Origin of the sequence: Rubritalea squalenifaciens DSM 18772 (assembly GCF_900141815.1) — a bacterium.
GTDB lineage: Bacteria > Verrucomicrobiota > Verrucomicrobiia > Verrucomicrobiales > Akkermansiaceae > Rubritalea > Rubritalea squalenifaciens.
Map to the genome: position 1 here is coordinate 837630 of NZ_FQYR01000002.1, position 21948 is coordinate 859577.

A 21948-nucleotide genomic window follows, 5' to 3' on the forward strand; every position below is an offset into this window, starting at 1 on the left:
GGAGGGTCTCAATCACTGCCTTTTAGGGGCGAGCTTCGAGCACCATATTGAATGGAGTCTCGGTAATTCTGCGGAAGTGCTTGTAGCCGGCCTTATCCACAACGACTTCGCGAAGTTTCTTCTCTCCGGCCTGAGCGCCCAGAGCCGCGCCTACTTCCTGAGAAAGGGAGGTTGGTACGCAAACCATGGTGGAAGCGCAGAAGTAGAGTCTGCTGACAGGGTTGATGTTTTCCTCCAGCGAGTCTCCAGCCATGGGTTCTACAATCATGCAGGCGCCCTCCTCGTTGAGGGATTTCTTGAGGTGCTTCATGGCTCCGGCTGGGTCGCCCATGTCGTGGAGGCAGTCGAAGATGGTGATGAGGTCGAACTTGCCGTGTGAGTCTTTGGCGCAGGCGATCTCGAAATGGAGGTTGTGCAGCTTGTGCTCCGCCGCATGTTCGCGGGCGCAGAGGATGGAGGGCTCATGGTAGTCCAGACCGATGAATTCGGAATTCGGGAAGGCTTTGGCCATGAGGATGGTGGTGATGCCGTGACCGCAGCCGATATCGGCGACTCGAGCACCTTTTTCGAGTTTCTCAGCCATGCCTTCCACGGCGGGAAGCCATTCCTGAACGAGATGGTTCTGGTAGCCGGGGCGGAAGAACTGGGCGACAGCACAGGAAAGGCACTGGGTCTGGTCTCCCCAAGGGATGCCCTCGCCGGTTTTGAAGGCGTCTCGGATAATGGGTTCGTTGTGCTGGAAGGCGGCAGCGGCGCCGAAGGCCGGAGCCAGGTAGAAGGGGCTGTCGGTGTTGGAGAGAAGGAAGGCCTGCTCGTCACTGAGTGAGAATTTATGGCTCGCGGCATCATAGCTCACGTAACCGGAGGCAGCCTGGGCACTGAGCCACTCGCGTAGGTAGCGCTCGTCTAGTCCGGTGGCGGTAGCGAGTTCTGCGGAGGTGCAGGGACCCATCTTTTCGATGGACTTGTAGAGGCCGAGCTTCTCGCCGATTTGGACGAGAGGGACACTAAAGGCTCCGCCGAGATCCTGGAGAAATTGGCCGACCAACTGATGCAATTTATCTTCATTCATGATTTCAAGGGATAGGTTGAATGTGCTGGCAAACGACTTAAGCAGCGTTGCAGTCTGGTTGAATAAGTCCTTGAAGTCGAGTTCTTTTCGTTAGGTGTGAGGGTGGAGCGGAGAAGTAAGGCAGAATGAATGTTTTTGGGACTTTTCTTTTTGCCCGGTTTGTTGATGGTGGGGCTCCCGCGCGGGGCGATCCCGGCGGCCAGCTATTCATTTATGAAAAACGACACGCTCAAACTCGGAGTTCTCGGATCAGGTTCAGGTTCAAACATGCAGGCCATCATGGATGCCATTGATGCCGGTACTTTGAATGCCGAGATCGTTCTGGTTCTCAGTGACAACGAGGACGCCTATATTCTGGAGCGTGCACGTAAGGCTGGCTTGAGAGCGGAAGTGATCGACTGTGGTGGCTTCAAGACCAAGTTCCCGGATGACAAGCAGGCCGAGGTGGCTCGTAGGCTCAAAGAAGCTGGCGTGGAGCTGGTGTGCTTGGCGGGATTCATGCGCTTGGTAAAACAGCCGATGCTGGATGCTTACCCGGAGCGTATTCTGAATATCCACCCGTCCTTGCTGCCGAATTATCCGGGCCTGATGGCCTGGAAGCAGGCGGTGGAAGATGGTGCTGCTGAGAGTGGCTGTACCGTGCACTACGTGGATGCTGGCATGGATACTGGTCCGATCATCGAGCAGGCGAAGGTGCCTGTTCTTGCTGATGATACCGCAGAGACCCTGCATGCGCGTATCCAGGTGGAGGAGCACCGCCTCTATCCTGAGGTGATTTCCCAGTTTGTGGGGAAATAGCACAGCCTGAATGAGGGCTTGGCATTTCCTGAGTTATTACTACGGTTTGCGGCGTGGCAGATTTGACCAACAGAGTAGAAACGAAGTTCCTGGAGTTCGGCAGCGCCGAGCAGCCCTACGAGCTGGCGTTCGGTGAGAGTCTTCCCGGTATCCGGGTTGCCTACGAGACGTGGGGTGAGCTGAATGAAGACAAGTCAAACGCGATCCTGCTGTGCCATGCCCTTTCCGGTTCCCATCATGCGTGGGGCTACAACCCGGAGATCGAGGGTGTAGGTGAGCTGTGGCAGGAGGAGATGCACCAGGGATGGTGGGAAGAATTCATGGGCCCCGGAAAGGCCATTGATACCAATAAATATTTCGTCGTCTGTGCGAATTACCTCGGCGGGTGCTACGGCACCACAGGTCCGCGCAGTATCAATCCAGTGACAGGCAAGCCCTACGGCAGCCAGTTCCCGCACCTTACGATCGCCGACCAGGCAGACATGATGGCGCGCGTGATCGGAGCGCTTGGTATCGAGCAGCTGCATGCAGCGATCGGTCCGTCCGTGGGTGGTCTGATCACCCTGACCTTTGCGACCCGCCATGCGGAGAAGGTGCGTACGGTGATCCCGCTCTGCAGTGGATTCAAGACCACGGTTCTCAACAGGCTAATCTTGTTCGAGCAGATCTTGGCGATCGAGAACGACCGTAATTTCAATGGTGGTGATTACTACGAGGGCACGGCACCGGACTATGGGCTGGCGCTGGCACGTATGATCTCTCACAAGACCTTTGTGCATCTGGATGCCATCGAGCGCCGTGCGCGCAATGACGTGCGCCAGGACACAGAGACGCTTGCCTGGTATCAAGTCAGGGATACTTTCCAGAGCTATATGCTGCACCAGGGTAAGAAGTTCGTGAAGCGCTTCGATGCTAATACCTATCTGCGTATCATTGATATGTGGTCCCGCTACGATGCGGTTGAGACAGGTAAGGCGAGTAGTGTGGAAGCGCTGCTGAAGCCCTGCCGTGAGCATAATCACAAGTTTCTGGTATTCAGTATTGATTCTGATTTCTGCTTCTATCCAGAAGAGCAGGCTGAGCTGGTGGGTCACTTGGAGAAGAATGACGTCGAGTGCATGCACATCACGGTTCATTCCGACAAGGGGCATGATTCCTTCCTGCTAGAGCCGCACCTCTATGCGCCGCACCTCGCCTATGTTTTGGGGCAGGATGCCAGCAGTGTATCCCAGCTGGGTTAAATTCATCGTATCCAGAAGGAGCGAAAGTCGCTATGAAAGGTGCTGGAAAACGCGATGTTAGAAGCACCTACCACAGCTGATTTGGTTAAACGGAGGCATGATCTGGACGCTCTCCGCTCCGGAGCCATGTTGCTGGGAATCGCGCTGCATGCAGGGGTGGCCTATACCACGGCCCGGTGGTTGGTGAATGACAGTCATCAGAGTGAGCTGTTCGATATCTTTGCGAATCTGGTGCATGGATTCCGGATGCAGCTTTTCTTCCTGCTGAGTGGCTTCTTCACGGCCATGCTCTACCAGAAGCGTGGTTTGAAGGCGCTGGTCGCGCATAGATTCAAACGGATCTTCTTACCGCTGGTTTTGTTTGGTGCGTTTCTTTGTCCATTGGTCTCGTGGCTGGCAGACAAGTCTGCCGAGACGGAGGCCGCGGTGCCGGTGAGAGATTATCATGATGAGGCCAAGGATGAGTGGTATGCGGTGCTGAATGGGGAGGTGGAGATCTTGAGGTCTTATCTGGAGCAAGGTGGTGATGTGAATGCTCTGCATCCTGAGAAATCGGCTAGCCTCCTGTCCATTGCGGCAATGACCGGAAACACGGAGTGTGTTGATTATTTGTTAGGTGAAGGTGCCAAGCTGGATACCTTGGATAGTGATGGCGGTACGCCCTTGCATTCGGCGGCTTTGTTCGGGCGCGAAGATGTGGTGTCACTCTTGCTGGAGGCTGGGGCAGATCCAAAGGCTCAGAACAAGTACGGTTATACACCGCTGGATTCTGCCTACCATCCCTGGGGTGTGGTGCAGTGGCTGGCGGGTGAGTACCGTATTGTGCTAGACCAGCCGTCTGTGGAGTCCGATAGAGTGAAGGTGAGGTCTCTGCTGGAGGGGGCTGGAGCTGTTCAGAACATTGAAATCAAAGAGGAGAAGGTCACGAAAGTGGATGAGGCGCTACAGTGGCTGATGCATGGACCCTCACTTCATCATCTGTGGTTTCTCTGGTTCCTGTGTTGGTTCCTCGGAGGATTCGCTCTGGTGGTCTGGCTACTGAGAAGGTTTGGGTTTCTTGCGAGGACTCTGCCGGAGTGGATGCTGAGCTTTCCAGGGTGTTATGTCTGGTTGGTGCCGCTGCCGCTGCTTGGTCAGTACTTCATGTCCCGGGGTTACGGGTTCATTGGCCCGGATACCTCCACAGGTTTGCTACCAATGCCCAGAGTCTTGGGTTACTATGCGGTGTTCTTTGCCTTTGGTGCTTTGTTGTACACCCATGGCGGGGAGAAGAGGCTAGGCAGACGCTGGAAACTGGGGCTGGTGATCGGTCTGCTGGTATTGGCTCCAGTCGTGTTAGAGCTGGAATTTCACTACACAGGGATACTTGAGGGGCTGACCTGGGGGCGGGAGACGATTTCCGATATTCTGCAGGTGCTTTATGCCTGGGTTATGGTGTTTGCCTGCATGGGGATGTTCCGGCAGCTGATGAAGCATGAATCCAGCAAGGTTCGGTATATGTCTGATGCCTCCTACTGGCTCTATCTGATGCATCTGCCGTTATCCATGAGTGTCCAGATGGGGATGAGAAGCTGGGATGCGCCCGCGTGGTTGAAGTTTCTCATTGTCTGTGCCGTCGTGATGATTGTGTTACTGCCTGTCTATCAGTGGGTGGTTCGCTATGGTTGGATTGGGGCTTTGCTGAATGGCCGTAAAAATCCTGCTGATGAGCGGTGTTAATTTACGTCATGAGGTGATCTCATTCTCGACATGCAGTGGCTTTCTGATGTTGGATGCGTGTCATGGCCTATAGTATTGGTGTTGATTTCGGAACCAACAGCTGCAGAGCGTTGGTTCTCCGTTTGAAGGATGGTTGCGAACTGGGGACTTCTGTTTTTCCCTATCCCTCTGGCGAGGCTGGCATTCTGACTTGTCCTGAAAATGTGCATGTAGCGCGCCAGAATCCTCAGGATTACCTGGATGGGCTGGTGCACACAATCACTGAGGCGGTGGCTCATGCGCATCAGGCGGATACAGATTTCGACAAGACCAAGGTGATCGGTATTGGGATCGATACTACCGGGAGTACGGTGATTCCGGTGGATGGCAACTGTCAGCCCTTGGCCTTTGATGAGCGCTTCAAGGACAGGCTCAGTGCCAAGGTCTGGCTGTGGAAGGATCACACGGCCCACAAGGAGGCGACTGAAATCACCGAGCTGGCGCGTCATTTGCGTCCTGAATATCTGGATTATTGCGGTGGCGTGTACTCCTCTGAGTGGTTCTGGAGTAAAGTGCTGCACCTTAAGCGTACTGACGAAGAGGTGTTTGATGCGGCTGCGAGCTTTGTAGAGCATTGTGATTGGCTTCCGGCGGTAATTACTGGCCAGCAGGATCCTGGATCCATCAAGCGAGGTGTTTGCTCTGCCGGGCATAAGGCCATGTACCACAAGAAATGGGGAGGCCTGCCGGACAAAGAGTTTCTTGGGCGTCTAGATTCCAAGCTGGCTGACTTGAGAGACAGGCTTTTTGAAGAAGTGCACACGGCCGATGAAGCTGCAGGCACCCTCAGTGCGGAATGGGCGGAAAAGCTCGGTCTTACTGAGCGCTGTGTGGTGTCTGTGGGGGCGTTTGATGCGCACATGGGAGCCGTAGGGGCTGGTGTTCGTGAGGGAGTGCTGACCAAGGTCGTGGGTACGAGTACCTGCGATATCATGGTGGCTCCTCAGGATCCGGGCGTGATTCCGGGGGTCTGTGGGGTGGTGGATGGCTCGGTGTTGCCGGGCAATTTCGGTATCGAGGCAGGTCAGTCAGCAGTCGGTGATCTGTTTCTGTGGCTTGTGAATCAGCTGGTGCCTGAGAAGTACGGTAGCGACCTGGGGGAGAAATTTGCAAAGCTTGGGGAAGAGATCGCCAGCTTGAAACCCGGCAAGAGTGGTTTGTTAGCCTTGGATTGGAACAACGGGAACAGGACGATCCTGGTTGACCAGCAATTGACTGGCCTCGTGCTAGGACAAACGCTGCACACGACGGCTGGTGAGCTCTACCGTGCTTACATCGAGGCCACGGCATTTGGGGCGCTGAAGATCATCGACCGTATCGAAGAGTGCGGGGTGAAGATAGATAAGGTGGTTTGTACGGGAGGGTTGAGCCTGAAAAATCCAGTGATGATGCAGATCTATGCGGATGTGATTGGCCGGCCTATCGAAGTCTCAGTCTGTGAGCAGACCTGCGCGATGGGGGCGGCGCTGTTCGGTGCTATGGCGGCAGGTACGGAGACCTGTGGCTACGCTAGCCTAGAGGCCATGCAGGATGTCATGTGTCAGGTCCATGACAAAGTCTATCAGCCAGACGCGTACAGTCAGGTGATCTATCAGAAGCTGTATACACTCTATAGTACACTCCATGATGCCTTTGGTACTCCTGACTGGCAGGGGAACTTGGGGCATGTTATGAAAGAACTACTCAGCATCAAAACCTCCTCCTAACAAATGTATTTTTCCAAACAACTCCTCGAAGAGGTCGTCGCCGCTAACAAGGCCTTGGCGGCAAGTGGACTCGCCCCCCTGACTTGGGGTAACGCCAGTGGCTATGATCACGTGCGGGGCTTTGTAGCCATCAAGCCCAGTGGAGTGCCCTATGATGAGCTCACGCCTGAAAGTATGGTGGTAGTGGATCTGGACGGCAAGAAAGTGGAGGGGGATCTGAAGCCCTCCATGGACTTGAAAACCCATCTGGAGATCTACAAAGCATTCCCTCACGTCCGCGGGGTGGTACACACCCACAGCAAGTACGCCACTTCATTTGCCCAGGCTGGGCAGGGGCTGGAATGTTACGGAACGACGCATGCCGACTATTTCAATGGAACAGTGCCTTGTGTGCCATCTCCCTCAGTGGACGTGGTGAATGAAGACTATGAGTTGGGAACGGGCTGCAGTATCGTCAGTTATTTCCAGTTCCATGATATCGACTCCAAGCAGGTCCCTGCGGCTCTGGTGAAGAATCACGGACCCTTTGCCTGGGGTAAGGGGCCGATGGATGCGTATCAGAATGCCCTTGTGCTGGAACTTTGCGCTGAGATGGCGATTCATAGCCTGGCATTGCAGCCGGACTTGGAGGCGATCCCCAATTACTTGCTCAAGAAGCATCAGACGCGCAAGCACGGGCCTGACGCGTATTACGGCCAGAAGTAGGGCGCTGATTAGCGCCTGTTGAAGCGGGACATCTCACGCTGGGCCTCACGCAGTTCGACCTTCTTCTTGAGGTCATGGCGTTGGTCAGTGTGGGTCTTGCCTTTGGCGACGCCGATTTCCACCTTCACCTTGCGGTTTTTCCAATACATCCGCAGGCAGACGAGCGTGCAGCCTTTCTGGGCGGTTTGCTGCTCGAGCTTGAGAATTTCGCTCTTGTGCACCAGAAGTCGACGCGGACGGCGTGACTGGTGCTGAAACCAAGTGCCAGCAGTCTCCCATGGCTGAATGTCACAGCCGTAGAGAAAGAGCTGGCCTTTGTCGATGCGGGCGAATGAGTCGGCAATGTTGACTTTGCCCGCGCGAATAGACTTCACCTCGGTACCTTTCAGCTCGATACCGGCCTCATAGGTTTCAAGGATGTGGTAATCATGGCGTGCTTTTCTATTCTTGGATATTTCAGCACTCATGACTAGAGAATGAGAGAACGCTCTTCAGAGAGAAGATTACGCTTCTTCCTCTTCTTTGGTAACTTTGATCTTACCCTCGATGATCTCGATTAGGGCAATATCAGCGGCTCCCATGCTTGGAAGTGTGTCGACAAGCGGTGCGCGGCCGTTATTCAGCTGACGTACACGTTGGGAGACTACGTTGATGAGAACTTGAGGATCTGGTAAGATCTCTGCTGCTTTGTCGACAAGGTCGCTTTTCATAGGTGTTCCTGGAAATCTGCTGACCGGTTTAGGTTGTTCAAACGGGATGATGTTTGATTCTTCCATGTTCCAGTCGTTCTGTTTGTGGTGATTCAGTATGGGTCGCTTACCGATATGCGGAGAAGGTGGAAACCATGGTTCCGCATAAAAAGCAAGCCCAATCTGCCTTAGTTGGCCTGATTGGGCAAGATTTGATTGGTGAAAAAGATGTCGGCACGAGGGCGGAAAATTCCCCCCGAAATACCACCCTCGGCCGTTGCGACTGGCGAACCAGCCACACAGGGAATGTGGCGTGAACTCACCGAAATGGCAAGGAAATGTTGAATAGAAATTAACAAATTGTTTTCTTCTCTGGTTGTAACTTTCTATTCCGCAATAGGATGTGGGTTAATCTAGCGGATTTCTAAATGTGAGTTTTTGTTCATTTAAGTGTAACAGTTAGTCGGATAACCCGGCAGCTAGTGGCAGCACGAAAAAAGCGAAGCCCGTAATCGAGCTTCGCCTGGAATCGAATCACTTGATGGTAAAGATATTTTAAGTGCAGGGAGTTCCTTCACTATTCGCGAGTTCGCGGAAGTCTTTGATCAGGCGCTGAGTGATCTTGCCTGGATTGCCGTCTCCAATCGGGCGTTGGTCAAGCTTGACGAACGGGATGACTTCAGCGGCCGTACCGGTGAGGAAGGCTTCGTCAGCGGTGTAGAGATCGTAACGGGTCATGGACTTCTCCTTGATCTCGATACCAGCGTTGGCGCAAAGCTCGAAGATGACCTGGCGGGTGATGCCGTCCAGGGATCCGTCAGAAACCGGAGGAGTGTAGACGACGCCGTTTTTGAGGACGAACACGTTATCACCTGTGCTCTCCGCGACATAGCCTTGCTCGTTGAGCATGATACCCTCCATGACGCCAGCCTGGATGCACTCGATCTTGGCCATGACGTTGTTGAGGTAGTTGAGGGACTTGATTTGCGGGCTAAGTGAAGCAGGAGTCGGTCTGCGGGTGGCACAGGTGATGAGCTCCAGGCCATTCACGTAGTTCTCTTCCGGGTAGAGCTGGATAGCTGCCGCGATGATGAACATGGATGGCTTCGGGCAAAGGTATGGGTTGAGCCCCAGTCCTCCCTCGCCACGGGTGATCACGAGGCGGATATAGCCGTCTGTGAGACCGTTGGCTTTCACAGTATCGACGGTAGCCTGGCAGATTTCCTCCTTGGTCCATGGGAGGTCGAGCAAGATGGCCTTGGCAGAGAGAAGAAGACGGTCAATGTGTTCCTCGAGTCTGAAGACGCGTCCGCTGTAGAAGCGGATGCCTTCGAAAATGCCGTCTCCGTAGAGGAGGCCGTGGTCAAATACTGAGATGGTGGCTGCGGACTTGTCGACCAGTTGTCCGTCGAGCCAGATTTTTGAGTTGTCGCTCATAGGTAAACGTTGTGGTTGGGATTTCTTAGGAGAATACGCCTGAAATGCAAACCAGTAATGAGTCTGTATTGGCGCGAAAGGCGGGGTAGAAACTGCCTCACCCGCTGGCATGACTGTATCTACTTGGATTTTGGCGGTTAGAGGCTATGTTGAGTGCATGGATTTGTTTGTAGAAATCATGTCGCATCCCTTCACTTGGGGCTTGCTGGTTGGCCTGGTGCTGATTGTTTGGCTCTGGCGGTCAATGCGTAAGGATGTGATTCATCTACGTAAGGAGCTTGAGAGAATCAGGGAGGAGAAGGATGACCTGACTCGCCATCTGAATACCCAACTCAAAATTAATGCCAAGGGCAATGAGGTGCTGGAAAAGCAGGTCGAAGAGCTCAAGGAGCAAAATGAGAATTTACGCCACAATCTGAATGCTTCCCAACAAAAGGCCGGCAAGGCTGAGTTGCGCCGCCTGGAGGTCATGGAAGCTGCGGTGAGTGCTATGCGTGAGAATGCCCCGGGCTTCGCGCCTGCCTGGGAGCGTGCCATGCGCGATGCTGAGAATGAGCAGGAGGCGGCAGAGGGAGGGCTTAAGAAGCTGATGCGTAAGGTGGTTCCTAGTTTCCGGGCGACACCGACTATCTCCACGCAGAGCAAGGAGATCGAGGCAGAGGTTCAGTCGGAAAAGGAGTCAGACTAGGGCTTTATTCCTCTAGTAGGGCTTGGTAGAGATCCAAGTGAGCTTTTGAGAAGCAGCAGAAGGTGATGTCTAGATCACTGTCTTTACAGGTTTCGACAGCAATCTTTGCTGCCCGGTCCGCAGGAAAGGCGAAGATGCCGGTGCTGATGCCGGGAAAGGCGATGCTCTGGATGTCCGGATGCTCTGCTGCAATGCGCAGGCATTCGCGGTAGCAGGACTCTAGCAGCATGTCTTCATTATTGAGACCTTCTCGCCAGACGGGGCCCACGGTGTGGATTACTTATTGGGCGGGGAGATTGTAGCCTTTGGTGAGCTTGGCTTTGCCTGTCTTGCAGCCGCCCAGCAGTCGACATTCATGTACGAGGTCTGGGCCAGCGGCTCGATGAATCGCGCCATCCACGCCCCCTCCTCCAAGAAGGGAGGAGTTCGCCGCATTGACGATAGCGTCTACCTTCAGAGTCGTGATGTCTGCTTGGATGGCTTTCATGACAGGGTTCTAGATGACGACCCCGTCTTTGACGATGAGAGTTCGGTCGCCATACTTGGTGAGTGACTGGTCGTGAGTGACCACGACGAGGGTGGAACCGTCCTCGGATGCGAGGTCGAGCAACATCTTCATGACCTGCTCGCCATTCTTGGAGTCCAGGTTACCGGTGGGCTCGTCCGCGAAGATGATCTCAGGCTTGTTCACTAGGGCACGGGCGATGGCCACGCGTTGTTGCTCCCCTCCGGAAAGCTCGGCAGGGAGGTGGTCCTGGCGATGACCGAGGCCTACGCGTTCGAGTGCGGCTTCGGCTGCGCCCATATTGCTTCTGCCTCCGATGAGGGCAGGGATGCTGACGTTCTCCAAAGCCGTGAGCTCTGGCAGGAGATAGTAGTTCTGGAAAATGTAGGCCATGCGTGAGTTACGCAGATTCGCCTGCCTGCGTTTGGACAGGCTGTAGAGGTCGACATCTCCGATGAGGACGGTACCAGCCTCAGGCTTTTCGAGGCCAGCGAGGGTATACATCAGGGTTGTTTTGCCTGCTCCCGATGGGCCGCAGAGAAAGACTTTTTCCCCTTTGTTGATAGTGAGATCGACACCGTGCAGCACTTCGACACGTTTTTTACCGACGGTGTATCCTCTGTGAAGATTGGTAGCTTTGATGAGCATTGCGCTTTAGTGATAGTGGCTATTGCTAGATCAGGGAAGGGTAATCCAGAGTGACTTGAGATATTGTTCACCCGGGTATTCCTCTGGCATGTGGAGCGGGGTGATCTGGGCATTTTTCGGTAGCCTTCGGCTGGCTTCCTGGATGAATTCCTGCAGGGTCATCTTGCGGATGTTTGTGGAGGCGAGGATCCAGCCTCCGGGCTCCAGGCAGGAGGCTGCGAGCTCGGTCAGGCGGTGATAGTCCCTTTCCACTCGGAAGACCTTGCCTTTGTCGTCACGGGAGAAAGTAGGCGGATCCAGGATGATGCCGTGGAAGGTACGTCCTTGTCTGGCAAAGCGTTTGAGCCAGTGGAAGGTATCCCCTTTACAGAAATAGTGCTCGCTCGGATCTATGCCGTTGGCGCTGAGGTTGTCCTTGGCCCAGTCGAGATAGGGCTGGGAGAGATCGAGCGTGGTGGTGGTGGCTCCCGCAGCTGCGGCTGCCACGGAGAAGGCGCCGGTGTAGGCAAAGGTATTGAGGATACGCTGACCGGGCTGAGAAAATTCCCGGACTCTTTTCCTATTTTCCCGTTGGTCCAGGAAGATGCCCTGCGAGTAGCCAGACTGGAATGAGATGTGGTAGTTCAAGCCGGATTCGCGGGCGAGAAAGGTCTCGTTTTGCTCTGGGCCGCAAAGGTGTTTCGGGTCTTCCTTTTGGTGGTCGTCGAGGCGCTTCCAGTAGACAGTCTTGCCGGACTCTTCGAGGAAGTCTTTGACGTCTCGTGACATACGGCTATCGCGGGTGGCGATGAGCCAGCGTCCTGCGAAGGTCTCCAGGAAGACGTCTGGCATGCCGTCACCGATGCCGTCGAAGAGTCTCAGGGCGTTGGTGTCCTCATCGAGGAGGTGTTGTCGTTTATCAATGGCTGTAGTGAAGAGCTTGTGCACGGTGGTGGCTGGTTCGCTTTTTCGTGGAGATGTTGTAACTTTATGGCGTGCTTGAAGGGTTGCCATCTCATTTTTGGTATTTATTATCCGGAGCCAATGAGTGATCTGAAATCCCTTCTAGATAAGGCCGTGGAGAACGGCGATTTGTTGGAATCCTCCCGTACTAACATCCAGGCGCTGCTCGCAGGTACGATCAGCCCGGTAGCTGAAAAGGCCGTGACTGAACTGGCTGAGAAGGGTGAGTGGGCTGAACTCAATGACCGTTTTTACAAGACGCTGGCATTTGGTACCGGTGGTCTGCGTGGGCGTACCGTCGGCCGCGTAGTGACTGGAGCTGAGCAAGGTGAAGGTGGCCCACTGGGCGCTCCTGAGTATCCATGCGTGGGGACCGCGACCATGAATTTCTACAACGTGGGCAGAGCGATTCGCGGCATGGTGGCTTATGTGAAGAAGCACCTCGCCAATGAAGGGCTGGACCGTAAACCAAGTTTTGCCTTTGCTCATGATACCCGCCACTTCTCCCGCTCCTTTGCTGAGTTTTGCGCGAAGATTTGTACGGACTTGGGCTGTGACGTTTATCTATTCGAGGCTGCACGAGCGACGCCTCAGCTGAGTTTCCTGATCCGTGAAATGCGTGTGGATTCCGGTGTGGTACTCACTGCCTCTCACAACCCAGCCCATGACAATGGTTTCAAAGCCTACTTTAACCAAGGTGCCCAGTTGGTAGAGCCGCATGCCACAGGTGTGATCGAAGAAGTAGACGCGATTACGAGTGAGGCCTACGAGGCGCTTCCAGAGAGTGAGCAAGGTGAGCTCAAGATTCTCGGTGAAGAGGCTGACCGCCGCTACATGGATAAGCTGCGTACACTGCTTCTCCGCCCGGATCTGCTGGAGAATGGCGGTGCCAAGGTGGTCTTTACTAATCTGCACGGTACTGGTGGTCACATTTCCGTGCCGATGCTCCGCGAGCTCGGCTTCGAGGTTCTCACCGTGGCAGAGCAAGATGGTGCAGACGGTCGTTTCCCGACGGTGGCTTCCCCGAACCCAGAGAATGCTCCTGCGCTCAAGATGGCAATCGAGCTGGCTGAGAAGGAAAATGCAGAAATCGTGATCGGCACTGACCCTGACTGTGACCGTATGGGCGTGGCTGTACGCAATGACGCCGGAGAAATGCAGCTGCTCACTGGTAACCAGATTGGCAGCTTGATGGCTTGGTACCGTACCAAGACCATGTTTGATATGGGAATTCTGAATGATTCCAACCGTGGCCATGCGGTGCTGATCAAGACTTTCGTGACCACTGAGCTTCAGACCGCGATTGCCGAGAAGTACGGCATCAATATGGTGAACACTCTCACTGGCTTTAAGTTTATCTCTGACAAGCTGCAGAAGTATGAGGACGGTATCCCAGCTGATAAGAAGGGTGACTACCGTGACCTCAGAGAAGAGGAGAGCCGCAAGCTCCGCCTGGAGTACTCACGCTTCTTTGTCTTCGGTGGTGAGGAAAGTTACGGTTACCTCGGTGCTGACTTCGTGCGCGATAAGGATGGTAACATGGCGGCTGTCATGTTTGCTGAGGTTGCAGCTTATGCCAAGAGTGTTGGTAAGACGATTGCTGGTCTGCTAGATGATATCTACAGCGAGTTCGGTTATTACCTAGAGGATGGCAAGTCCATGGTGATGGAAGGTGCTGAAGGTGCGGCGCAGATCAAGGCGCTTGCAGATTCCTACTCAGACAATCCTCCAAGTGAGGTCGATGGTGTGGCAGTCAGCCGCGTGCTCGACTTCTCCCGTGAGTCCTTTGAGGACAGCGAAGGTGATGCGATTCCTAAAGCTGGCATGATCATCGTGGAGCTTGAGGATGGTCGCCGATTTGCAGTGCGCCCATCAGGTACAGAGCCGAAGATCAAGTTCTACCTCTTCGGCATGGAAGAACCATCCGATGATCTTTGCGCCAGCAAGCAGCGTGTGCAAAAGTCCCTCGAGACGATGTGGTCTGCTCTGGAAGCTGACGCGCAGAAGCGTATGGCGTAATTTATTTTCTAGATCAGGCGGAGTCTTGTTAGGGCTCCGCCTTTTTTACTTACCACCCGAAGAAACAGAATCAAGAGATGAAGATCATCAAGAAACTATGGCCACTTGTGATGGCTATGCTGAGTGGAACCATGTTGGCGGCTTGTTTTCCGGGCTTCATCTCAGAGTCTTGGTTGGTGTGGTTGTGGATCCTGCCCCTGATGCTGGCCCTCTGGCTGGGTGGTGGTGAGAAGAAGCGTAAACGCTATGGCTTTGGAGTGGGCTTTGTGGCGGGTCTAACTTTCTGGCTGATCAATCTGAAGTGGTTGATTGCCATGGGCGAGCTGGATACCGTGCCTCTTGGTGGGGCGATGTTTGGCTGGGCGTGCTTGAGTCTCTACCTTTCCCTCTACTTTGGATTTTGGGGTATGTTTGCGGCTTCACTCGGTAACCCGTGGAGAGGCAAGCGTGTTTCTGAAGGTGAGAAGATCTCTTCTAACATTGAAAAGAAACTGTCAGCCAAGGCTGAGAAGAAAGAGGCGAGCGGTTTTACGCTCTCGCTGCGTGTGCTGCAGTTCTCTTTCATGAATGCCAGCTTTTGGGTGGTGCTTGAGTGGCTGCGTGGCTGGCTGATGACTGGCTTCGGCTGGAATGGGCTGGGAGTGGCTTTCTATGATGTGCTGGTAATGGCACAAGCTGCGGACCTGATAGGCGTCACGGGCTTGTCTTTCTTCCCGGTCATGATCGGAGCCTCAGTGCTTCAGACCGGCAAAAGGATGGCGGAGGAACTCAAGGTGGGGCGTTTCAAGCCACACTGGGAGATCGGGGTGAGTATGGGGATCATCGCGGTGACCTTTGCCTATGGGGTGAACCGCATGTCTCATTTCAGTAATGTTCCCACCAAGGATGTGAGTGTCTTGCTAGTGCAGGAGAACATCAAGCAGCAGATGAAGTGGGACGAAATGGAGCGGCCCAAGCACTATGACGGCTATGAGAAATCTACCGTGCAGGCGCTGGAAAAGCTGGAGCAGGAAAATACGGAGGCTATTAGAAAGCAGATTGAGAGTGGGGATGAAGGCGAGCTAGTTCTCAAACAGCCCGATCTGATCATCTATCCTGAAAGTTCTCTGACTCAAGAGCTGCTCTTCCTGAAAGATGAAGAGGGGGTTTATCTGCTGCCGGAGAACGACCGCTTGTTGACTAGTGATTTCATGAAGCAGGGGAACCATCATTTGGTCTTTGGTTCAAACCTAGTGCGGGGCAAGGAGTACCCGAATGGGGGGATCGGTTATGATCCGGAAGCCAACGAGATCTACAATGCCCTTGCCATCGCTACGCCCGATTTGAAGAAGGAGACGGTTCAGCCTGCCAAAAGTATCAAGACTTACGGCAAGAACCACTTGGTGATTTTCGGGGAATACATCCCGAAGCTTCCTTTGCTCAACACGATCATGGAGATGAGCTCTGGCGCTTCATTCGGTAGTAACTTCAGTAAAGGTGGGGTGACTGATCCTATTGATATTAAGGTGAGGGGAGATGATCTGCAGATCATTCCATCGGTCTGCTTCGAGGATACGGTCGGCCGCTTGGAGCGAAAATTTGTGCGTACGGATGCCCCGCAGTTGATGGTGAATATCACCAATGATGGCTGGTTTGGCACGAGTGAGGCGGCGATGCAGCAAATGGCGAATGCCAAGTTCCGTACCGTTGAGTTACGCCGGCCGATGGCTCGATCCGCCAATACAGGAGTGAGCTGCGTGATCGATATGGTAGGAAGCCTGATGAACCATGAGACCGGGAAGCGTAACATGGTGGAAGATGAGACCGGCAACCATTTCATCAAGGGCACTCTCTTTGCCCAAGCCAAGGTGCCTGTGAACCCTGAGTGGACGGTCTATGCGATCGCGGGCGATTGGTTTGTGATCGCGTGTACGCTTCTCTTCTTGGCCTTAGCCTTTGTGACTTTGAAAAAAGCCTAGGCCAGTGAGTTTAGTATCTCACAGAGTTGTGTGATGTTCTTCTCACTATGCGCCGCTGTAATAGTGATGCGTAGTCTTGCGGTGTTACGTGGTACGGTGGGGTAACGCACAGCGGGAGCAAGGATGGAATGCTGGTCAAACAATTGGTTAGACAAGTCGAGAGCCTTCTGAGAATCACCGACCATCCATGGGATGATCGCGCTCTCTGGAAGAGGAGAGTCTGTGAGTTCTGAGAATAGCCTCAAGTTGCTCCAGAGTTTTTCTCTTAACGCTGCACCCTCGCCGGATTGGATGAGTTTCAGTGCGGCGAGAGAGGCTGCTGCCTGGGCTGGAGGGGCGGCGGTGGAGTAGATGAAGGAGCGGGCTTTGTTGACGATCAGATCGATGAAAGCTTTTGAGCCAGCGATGTAACCACCTGCGGAGCCTGCGGACTTCCCAAGGGTGCCCATGTGAAAATCGATACCAGACGAACATCCGAGTTGCTCAGCGAGTCCCATGCCGTGTGATCCATAAATGCCTAGGGCATGGGCTTCATCTACCAGCAGGAGAGCATGGTACTTCTCTTTGAGGGCGACGATTTCGCGCAAGGGGGCCAGATCTCCATCCATGCTGAATACGGACTCGGTGACGATGAGTATCCTTCTGTTAGGTTCTGCTGATTGGCTTGTGCTTTGAAGAAGTCTCTCCAGTTTATCCAAGTTGTTGTGAGGAAACACCCGGACGGTCGCGCCTGATAGACGGGCCCCGTCAACCAGTGAGGCATGGGAAAGTTTGTCCAGAATGACGGTGTCTCCCTTTTCTAACAGGGCGGAGAGTGTGCCGACGGAGGTGGTGTAGCCGTTAGCAAAGGTGATCGCAGACTCTGTTTTCTTAGCCTTGGCGATGAACTCCTCCAGTTGGCGGTGAGGGCTGAGCGAGCCGGTGATGAGGCGGGATGCACCAGAGCCTGTGCCCCACGTTTCTATAGCCTCAGTCGCCGCCTGCCTGAGTGCAGGGTGCGTGGCGAGTCCCAGATAGTCATTCGAGGCAAAGCTTGTGACCTCTTTCTGGTAAATAATGCTTTCAGGTTGCTGTGGTGAATCCACTGGCCTGAGTGTGCGGCGAAGCGAAGCTGCGTCGAGTTCAGCGAGTTCGTCCTCGGGTGAGCGCATGACGTCCGGAAGCTGGTGGTGTAGGCTTACTGGGCAGCAGGGCGCTCAAGTGCCCAACGGAGGAGCTTCTCGGAATCGCTCCAGACATTGGCGCTGTTAGAGCCAAGTACGACCACGATGGCAGTGCGACCATTGTAGGTGCCTGAGGAAACCAGGCAACGGCCGGAGGCTTTGGTGGTGCCTGTTTTCATGCCATTGCAGTAAGGCACGCGCTTGAGAACCTTGTTGGTGTTATCGAGCCATTTCCTTTTTCCGTCCGGGTGGAAGAAGTAGTATCCCTTGATGTGGGTGAAGCTGCGGATCGTTGGATTGGAAAAGGCGGCACGAGAGAGAATGGCCAGATCGTAGGCGGTAGAGTACTGGCCGTTTTCGGTTAGGCCGTGTGGGTTCACGAAATGAGAGTTGCGCATGCCGAGGCTACGAGCTTTGCGGTTCATGACATTCGCAAAGCTTTGCTGGCTGCCGGCGACATCGCGAGCCAGTGCGCGGGCGACATCGTTGCCGGACTTTACGGTAAGGGCTTTGAGAAGGTCATAGCGAGTGTAGGTTTCGCCGGGCTTGATATAAATTTTGGTGGGCTCAACCAGAGTGTCGGTCTTTTGAACGGTCACTTTGTTTTGAGTAGAGCCTGCATCAAGCACGCAGAGGGCTGTCAGCAGCTTCTGAGTGGAGGCAATCGCGCAGCGCTGGTGGGCATTTTTCTCATGAAGAATGCGTCCTGTATCGTAATCAACCACGATGGCACGCTTGGCATAGACACTAGGAGCCTGGCTGCGCGGGATGGTGGCAATGCGAACTGGTTCTTGTGCGGCAGTCTGGTCCACCCCTTGCTGTGCGATCGTCTGGGTGGAGCTGCAGGAGATGGTAAAAATGCTCAAAAAGCTGAGCATGAGAAAGCGTGAGATCATGGGCGTATTGTGGAGCAGAAATGCCGACTTTCAACCCATAATCCTGATTAATCTGGGAAGCTGGATAATTTGTTCCCCCTTTATAATCAGTGCTTAGGGTTCCAGGGAGTCAGGGCTGAAGGCGCTGGGGTAAAGTGCTGAGAGGGTAGTTTCTGCAGAGATCTTGCCGTGTGTATCCGCAATGATGATGAGCAGATCGGGGGTGAACTCGTTCAAGAACTGGCGGCAAGCGCCACAGGGGTAAGATCCATTGACGCTGACCACGGCTAAAGCTTCAAAGTTCTGGTGACCATCTGCTATGGCTGAGGCTGTGGCCACTCTCTCTGCGCAGCAGGTCAGGCTGTAGGAGGAATTCTCAATATTGCAACCCGCGTAGATTTTTCCAGAGCTGGTGAGAAGCGCAGCTCCCACGAGGAAGTCCGAGTAGGGAGCGTAAGCTCTCAGTCGTGCTTCTGTGGCTGCGGCGATGAGTTCTCTCATGAGGGTGGCGGGTCAGATGGTGAGGCTGGCTCTGAGGGCGATCTGGATCATCTCTGAGAAGCTGCTCTGCCTCTCTGCGGGCGAGAGTTGTTCCTGGCGGCGGATGTGATCGGAGACGGTGCAGATGGCTAGAGCTTTGGCTCCATATTCCGCCGCTACTCCGTAGAGTCCTGCGGCTTCCATTTCCACGGCGAGGATGTTCATTTTCTCCATGGTATCGAAAAGCGTATGATCCGGGTGGTAGAAGAGGTCGGCAGAGAAGAGATTACCCACCTGTACTGGGATATCCAGCTCACCGGCAGCTTTGGTGGTGGCTGAGAGCATGGTGTAGTCTGCTGTGGCGGCATAATCTAAGCCAGCAAAGCGAGCCCGGTTGACTCCGGAATCGGTAGAAGCTCCGATGCCGATGATGATGTCTCTGAGCTGAATGTCTGGGGCAATGGCACCGCAGGATCCGACACGGATGAGGTTCTTGACTCCGTAGTGATTGATGAGTTCGGTGGCGTAGATGGAAATGGAGGGGATTCCCATGCCGGAACCCATTACGGAAATACGTTTACCCTCAAATTCACCGGTGAAACCCAGCATGTTGCGGATTCCTGTGACTTGCTTGGAATTGCTGAGAAATGATTCGGCGATGAATTGGGCGCGGAGCGGGTCTCCGGGCAGCAGGACGGTCTCAGCAAAATCTCCGAGCCGGGCTTCGAGGTGAGGTGTCATGGATGAAGCAGTTTTTTCAGTGATTCGGCTCTATCCATGTCAGCCCTATCGATGTGAGGTTGGATGGATGACCTCCAGGACGGCATCGTTCGGGTTGATGCTGGAGGAGGAGATGCTGTAGGCCTGCTCTGCTCTCCAGGCTGCACTTTGCCAGTCTTTGTCAGAATCAGCATGAATCATCAAGAGAGGCTCATCCTTCTCAACACGATCAGCAATATGGGTGATTTCTGTGAAGCCGACGGAATGGTCGATCTCCTGGTCCACTCTGGTGCGGCCTCCACCGATGCGGTTGACCGCCTCTCCGAGCAGTTTAGTATTGATCGAGTGCACATAGCCGGACTGTGTGGCCAGCAAAGGCTTGATAACTTTGGCTTTGGGAAGGTGCTTGTCCGGATTTTCCAGCAAGTCGCTTGGTCCACCGAGGGTCGAAACCATCTTGGAGAAGTACTCGGCAGCCTTGCCGGACTCGAGTGACTGTCGGATCTTCATCTTGGCGTCCGTGTCATCTCTTACCAAGTCACTATTCAGCAGAGACTCTTCTGCGAGACCAGCAATCACAGCACGGAGTCGTTCATTCTGGCTGTCACCAGTGAGGAAATTGATGGCCTCGCGGACTTCCAGAGCATTGCCCGCGCTGTCTGCGAGGGGTTGGCTCATGTCTGTCACGAGAGAGGATACTTTCATGCCGCACGCGCGTCCCAGGTCAGCCAGTTTGACAGCGAGGCGACGGGCGTCGCTGAACTTGGTCATGAAGGCGCCGTTGCCTGCCTTGACGTCCAGTACCAGGCAGTTGATGCCCGCGGCAAGTTTCTTGGAGATGATGGAGGAAGAGATCAGGGAGCCTGACTCAATCGTGGCAGTCACATCACGAACGGCATACATTTTACCGTCTGCTGGGGCGAGTTCGCCAGTTTGGCCAATGATGGCGCAACCGACTTCCGAGACAATCTTGCGGAAAAGCTCGTTGTCCGGAGTGGTATTGTAACCGGGAATGGATTCGAGTTTGTCCAAGGTGCCGCCAGTATGACCTAGGCCTCTGCCTGCGATCATTGGGACGTAGCCTCCGCAGGAAGCGAGTAAGGGGGCGAGTACCAGGGATACCAGATCGCCCACTCCTCCTGTAGAGTGTTTATCAAGAATGGGACCAGGCAAGTCCCAGGAAAGCTTTTTTCCGCTATCACGCATGGCTTTAGTGAGCGTGATGAGTTCACCGCCATTCATGCCGCGCTGGAAGACAGCCATGGCAAAGGCGGCGATCTGACCCTCGGTGACTGTGCCGTCTACGATCCCGTTGACAAACCACACGAGTTCTTCGTCAGGCAGCGGCTCTCCGTCTCGCTGCTTACGGATAAATTCCTGGGGTGTGTAACCGAGTGACATGAACTGAATGGTGTTATAAGGGTGCGTGTATGAGAGCGATCAGTTGGTGAAATTTCTCTTTGCGGAGGCTCTTGTGGTGAAACACTTAGCTCGGCAGTGAGGTGCGATGCTTATTGCAGATTAATTCATTAGCTGATCAATATAGTTAAATTATTCTAAATAAGTGGAATACGTCAAGATAACACTGCGTTGAACGCGTCATTGGGTAAAGCGTGCAAAGACGTTTGCCCTTGAGTGACAATACTGTTAGCAAAGAAGGCGATGGCTGTATTTTTTAAGGACTGGGCTGTGATTTGCGAGGCGATAGGTCAAGGCGAGCAGGATGTTATCCTGCGAAAAGGGGGCATTCATGAGGGGAGGGAGGGCTTCTCCTTCAAGCATGAGGAGTTCTACCTTTTCCCTACTTTGTTTCATGCCCAGGGGGATATGGTGAAAGCTCCCTGGGATGAGCTGGCCCCGCAGCTCGCCAGAGGGAAAGCATGGGAGCTAGGGGATCAGGTTTCTATCAAGTACCGCTGCAGGGTGCTGAAAGCGGAGACGCTAACAGACTGGGCAGAGGTGCAGTCCCTGGACTCCCGCCATATCTGGAAAGAAGAGATTATCCGTGAGCGCTTTGACTGGGCGGGCAAGGGCATGAGCGAGGGGAGTATCCACGTGGCCTACCTGAAGGTAGAAGTATTAGATGAACCTCTGGAGCTTCACTACGAGAAGTCCATGGGAGGCTGCAGGAGCTGGCTGGAGATGCCTCTCTAATGTTGGCGCGGGCTCAGCAAGAGCTTAACGCCCAGAGCCTCCACCCGATCCTTTCTGGAAGACGAGAAATTTTTCACCGACATCGATGAGGGCATAGCCCTTTTCACTGCGGATTTTGCTATAGAAAGCGACCATGAGTGCTAGCTGCTGGTCGGGGCTGTTTGGGTTATGAATCTGTCCTTGTTTCGGATAGATGATATTGGTCCCAGCCTTGACTCTGTCCTGATACACCCGCATCCAGTCTTTGAACTCTACGTTTTTATCTTCACAGAACTTCTTCACGGTGTCGTAGGTGACCACATCATAAGGGACGTCCTCAGCGGCAGCGGTGCCGAGAGCCAGTATGGAGCATAGCAAAACAAGACGATACATGCTCACTCCTTAGCACAG

At 54.1% G+C, this 21948-nt stretch carries 21 protein-coding genes and 1 pseudogene; 9 read left to right on the forward strand and 13 right to left on the reverse strand.

Annotated features, from left to right (window positions below; all coding sequences use genetic code 11):
* Window positions 1–22: 22 nt before the first annotated feature.
* Window positions 23–1072, reverse strand: a complete 1050-nt coding sequence (locus BUB27_RS03910; protein ID WP_143158232.1) for a class I SAM-dependent methyltransferase — start codon at window positions 1070–1072, stop codon at window positions 23–25.
* Window positions 1073–1285: 213 nt separating this feature from the next.
* On the opposite strand from BUB27_RS03910, the gene purN reads away from it, so the two are divergent.
* The 5 genes from purN (at window position 1286) to araD (ending at window position 7280) form a co-directional block, all read left to right on the forward strand.
* Entirely contained in the window at window positions 1286–1870 is a 585-nt protein-coding gene (gene purN, locus BUB27_RS03915) for a phosphoribosylglycinamide formyltransferase (RefSeq protein WP_143158233.1), read from the forward strand.
* Window positions 1871–1923: 53 nt separating this feature from the next.
* Complete coding sequence (metX, locus tag BUB27_RS03920) at window positions 1924–3111, forward strand: homoserine O-acetyltransferase MetX (RefSeq protein WP_200797055.1); 1188 nt, start codon at window positions 1924–1926, stop codon at window positions 3109–3111.
* A gap of 54 nt (window positions 3112–3165) precedes the next feature.
* The gene (locus BUB27_RS03925) at window positions 3166–4830 is read left to right on the forward strand and encodes an acyltransferase family protein (RefSeq protein ID WP_143158234.1); all 1665 of its coding nucleotides are present in this window, start codon (window positions 3166–3168) and stop codon (window positions 4828–4830) included.
* Window positions 4831–4892: 62 nt separating this feature from the next.
* Window positions 4893–6575, forward strand: coding sequence for a ribulokinase (locus tag BUB27_RS03930; protein ID WP_143158235.1), 1683 nt, complete (start codon window positions 4893–4895; stop codon window positions 6573–6575).
* Window positions 6576–6578: 3 nt separating this feature from the next.
* Window positions 6579–7280 (forward strand): L-ribulose-5-phosphate 4-epimerase AraD, encoded by a 702-nt coding sequence (gene araD, locus BUB27_RS03935; RefSeq protein ID WP_143158236.1) that lies wholly within the window; start codon window positions 6579–6581, stop codon window positions 7278–7280.
* 8 nt (window positions 7281–7288) lie between these two features.
* Here araD and smpB read toward each other — a convergent pair whose 3' ends face one another.
* The 3 genes from smpB to ilvE form a co-directional block, all read right to left on the reverse strand.
* Window positions 7289–7747, reverse strand: coding sequence for an SsrA-binding protein SmpB (gene smpB, locus BUB27_RS03940; protein ID WP_143158237.1), 459 nt, complete (start codon window positions 7745–7747; stop codon window positions 7289–7291).
* Between the two features lie 36 nt (window positions 7748–7783).
* Window positions 7784–7990 (reverse strand): DNA-directed RNA polymerase subunit omega, encoded by a 207-nt coding sequence (locus BUB27_RS03945; protein WP_143158238.1) that lies wholly within the window; start codon window positions 7988–7990, stop codon window positions 7784–7786.
* Between the two features lie 534 nt (window positions 7991–8524).
* Window positions 8525–9406, reverse strand: a complete 882-nt coding sequence (gene ilvE, locus BUB27_RS03950; RefSeq protein ID WP_143158239.1) for a branched-chain-amino-acid transaminase — start codon at window positions 9404–9406, stop codon at window positions 8525–8527.
* Window positions 9407–9515: 109 nt separating this feature from the next.
* Here ilvE and BUB27_RS03955 point away from each other — a divergent pair, with 109 nt between their 5' ends.
* Entirely contained in the window at window positions 9516–10094 is a 579-nt protein-coding gene (locus BUB27_RS03955) for a hypothetical protein (protein WP_143158240.1), read from the forward strand.
* 4 nt (window positions 10095–10098) lie between these two features.
* Here the strand turns inward: BUB27_RS03955 and BUB27_RS03960 are convergent.
* From BUB27_RS03960 to BUB27_RS03970, 3 genes and pseudogenes are all read right to left on the reverse strand, one after another.
* Window positions 10099–10581 (reverse strand): annotated as a pseudogene (locus BUB27_RS03960) (O-acetyl-ADP-ribose deacetylase).
* A 9-nt stretch (window positions 10582–10590) separates the two neighbouring features.
* Complete coding sequence (locus BUB27_RS03965; protein ID WP_143158241.1) at window positions 10591–11247, reverse strand: ABC transporter ATP-binding protein; 657 nt, start codon at window positions 11245–11247, stop codon at window positions 10591–10593.
* A gap of 30 nt (window positions 11248–11277) precedes the next feature.
* The gene (locus BUB27_RS03970) at window positions 11278–12240 is read right to left on the reverse strand and encodes a class I SAM-dependent rRNA methyltransferase (RefSeq protein ID WP_143158242.1); all 963 of its coding nucleotides are present in this window, start codon (window positions 12238–12240) and stop codon (window positions 11278–11280) included.
* Between the two features lie 30 nt (window positions 12241–12270).
* Here BUB27_RS03970 and BUB27_RS03975 point away from each other — a divergent pair, with 30 nt between their 5' ends.
* Together BUB27_RS03975 and lnt are read left to right on the forward strand one after the other, a co-directional pair.
* Window positions 12271–14208: a phospho-sugar mutase gene (locus BUB27_RS03975; protein WP_143158243.1), complete on the forward strand. Its 1938-nt coding sequence runs from the start codon at window positions 12271–12273 to the stop codon at window positions 14206–14208.
* A 77-nt stretch (window positions 14209–14285) separates the two neighbouring features.
* Window positions 14286–16166 carry an apolipoprotein N-acyltransferase gene (gene lnt / locus BUB27_RS03980; RefSeq protein WP_143158244.1) on the forward strand — a complete coding sequence of 627 codons (1881 nt, stop codon included), beginning with the start codon at window positions 14286–14288 and terminating at the stop codon, window positions 16164–16166.
* On the opposite strand, the gene bioF is transcribed toward lnt, so the two are convergent.
* The 5 genes from bioF to deoA form a co-directional block, all read right to left on the reverse strand.
* Window positions 16163–17317 (reverse strand): 8-amino-7-oxononanoate synthase, encoded by a 1155-nt coding sequence (gene bioF / locus BUB27_RS03985; protein WP_143158245.1) that lies wholly within the window; start codon window positions 17315–17317, stop codon window positions 16163–16165. The two genes, lnt and bioF, sit on opposite strands and share 4 nt — an antisense overlap.
* A 26-nt stretch (window positions 17318–17343) precedes the next feature.
* Window positions 17344–18225 (reverse strand): D-alanyl-D-alanine carboxypeptidase family protein, encoded by an 882-nt coding sequence (locus BUB27_RS03990; protein WP_200797058.1) that lies wholly within the window; start codon window positions 18223–18225, stop codon window positions 17344–17346.
* 93 nt (window positions 18226–18318) lie between these two features.
* The gene (gene cdd, locus BUB27_RS03995; RefSeq protein ID WP_143158246.1) at window positions 18319–18705 is read right to left on the reverse strand and encodes a cytidine deaminase; all 387 of its coding nucleotides are present in this window, start codon (window positions 18703–18705) and stop codon (window positions 18319–18321) included.
* Window positions 18706–18717: 12 nt separating this feature from the next.
* Entirely contained in the window at window positions 18718–19425 is a 708-nt protein-coding gene (gene deoD, locus BUB27_RS04000; protein WP_143158247.1) for a purine-nucleoside phosphorylase, read from the reverse strand.
* Between the two features lie 45 nt (window positions 19426–19470).
* Window positions 19471–20805 carry a thymidine phosphorylase gene (gene deoA / locus BUB27_RS04005; protein ID WP_143158248.1) on the reverse strand — a complete coding sequence of 445 codons (1335 nt, stop codon included), beginning with the start codon at window positions 20803–20805 and terminating at the stop codon, window positions 19471–19473.
* A 261-nt stretch (window positions 20806–21066) separates the two neighbouring features.
* Here deoA and BUB27_RS04010 point away from each other — a divergent pair, with 261 nt between their 5' ends.
* Window positions 21067–21558 (forward strand): DUF1802 family protein, encoded by a 492-nt coding sequence (locus tag BUB27_RS04010; RefSeq protein ID WP_143158249.1) that lies wholly within the window; start codon window positions 21067–21069, stop codon window positions 21556–21558.
* Between the two features lie 24 nt (window positions 21559–21582).
* On the opposite strand, the gene BUB27_RS04015 is transcribed toward BUB27_RS04010, so the two are convergent.
* The gene (locus BUB27_RS04015) at window positions 21583–21930 is read right to left on the reverse strand and encodes a hypothetical protein (protein WP_143158250.1); all 348 of its coding nucleotides are present in this window, start codon (window positions 21928–21930) and stop codon (window positions 21583–21585) included.
* Window positions 21931–21948 lie beyond the last annotated feature (18 nt).

Excerpts from the sequence above, each read along its gene's own strand:
- deoD (WP_143158247.1), bottom strand. The coding sequence starts at position 19,425 with ATGACACCTCACCTCGAAGCCCGGCTCGGAGATTTTGCTGAGACCGTC.
- BUB27_RS03975 (WP_143158243.1), top strand. The coding sequence starts at position 12,271 with ATGAGTGATCTGAAATCCCTTCTAGATAAGGCCGTGGAGAACGGCGAT.
- araD (WP_143158236.1), top strand. The coding sequence starts at position 6,579 with ATGTATTTTTCCAAACAACTCCTCGAAGAGGTCGTCGCCGCTAACAAG.
- purN (WP_143158233.1), top strand. The coding sequence starts at position 1,286 with ATGAAAAACGACACGCTCAAACTCGGAGTTCTCGGATCAGGTTCAGGT.
- cdd (WP_143158246.1), bottom strand. The coding sequence starts at position 18,705 with ATGAGAGAACTCATCGCCGCAGCCACAGAAGCACGACTGAGAGCTTAC.
- BUB27_RS04015 (WP_143158250.1), bottom strand. The coding sequence starts at position 21,930 with ATGTATCGTCTTGTTTTGCTATGCTCCATACTGGCTCTCGGCACCGCT.
- deoA (WP_143158248.1), bottom strand. The coding sequence starts at position 20,805 with ATGTCACTCGGTTACACACCCCAGGAATTTATCCGTAAGCAGCGAGAC.
- BUB27_RS03925 (WP_143158234.1), top strand. The coding sequence starts at position 3,166 with ATGTTAGAAGCACCTACCACAGCTGATTTGGTTAAACGGAGGCATGAT.
- BUB27_RS03955 (WP_143158240.1), top strand. The coding sequence starts at position 9,516 with ATGACTGTATCTACTTGGATTTTGGCGGTTAGAGGCTATGTTGAGTGC.
- smpB (WP_143158237.1), bottom strand. The coding sequence starts at position 7,747 with ATGAGTGCTGAAATATCCAAGAATAGAAAAGCACGCCATGATTACCAC.
- BUB27_RS03930 (WP_143158235.1), top strand. The coding sequence starts at position 4,893 with ATGGCCTATAGTATTGGTGTTGATTTCGGAACCAACAGCTGCAGAGCG.
- BUB27_RS03910 (WP_143158232.1), bottom strand. The coding sequence starts at position 1,072 with ATGAATGAAGATAAATTGCATCAGTTGGTCGGCCAATTTCTCCAGGAT.
- BUB27_RS03990 (WP_200797058.1), bottom strand. The coding sequence starts at position 18,225 with ATGATCTCACGCTTTCTCATGCTCAGCTTTTTGAGCATTTTTACCATC.
- BUB27_RS04010 (WP_143158249.1), top strand. The coding sequence starts at position 21,067 with ATGGCTGTATTTTTTAAGGACTGGGCTGTGATTTGCGAGGCGATAGGT.
- ilvE (WP_143158239.1), bottom strand. The coding sequence starts at position 9,406 with ATGAGCGACAACTCAAAAATCTGGCTCGACGGACAACTGGTCGACAAG.
- BUB27_RS03970 (WP_143158242.1), bottom strand. The coding sequence starts at position 12,240 with ATGGCAACCCTTCAAGCACGCCATAAAGTTACAACATCTCCACGAAAA.
- lnt (WP_143158244.1), top strand. The coding sequence starts at position 14,286 with ATGAAGATCATCAAGAAACTATGGCCACTTGTGATGGCTATGCTGAGT.
- bioF (WP_143158245.1), bottom strand. The coding sequence starts at position 17,317 with ATGCGCTCACCCGAGGACGAACTCGCTGAACTCGACGCAGCTTCGCTT.
- BUB27_RS03965 (WP_143158241.1), bottom strand. The coding sequence starts at position 11,247 with ATGCTCATCAAAGCTACCAATCTTCACAGAGGATACACCGTCGGTAAA.
- BUB27_RS03945 (WP_143158238.1), bottom strand. The coding sequence starts at position 7,990 with ATGAAAAGCGACCTTGTCGACAAAGCAGCAGAGATCTTACCAGATCCT.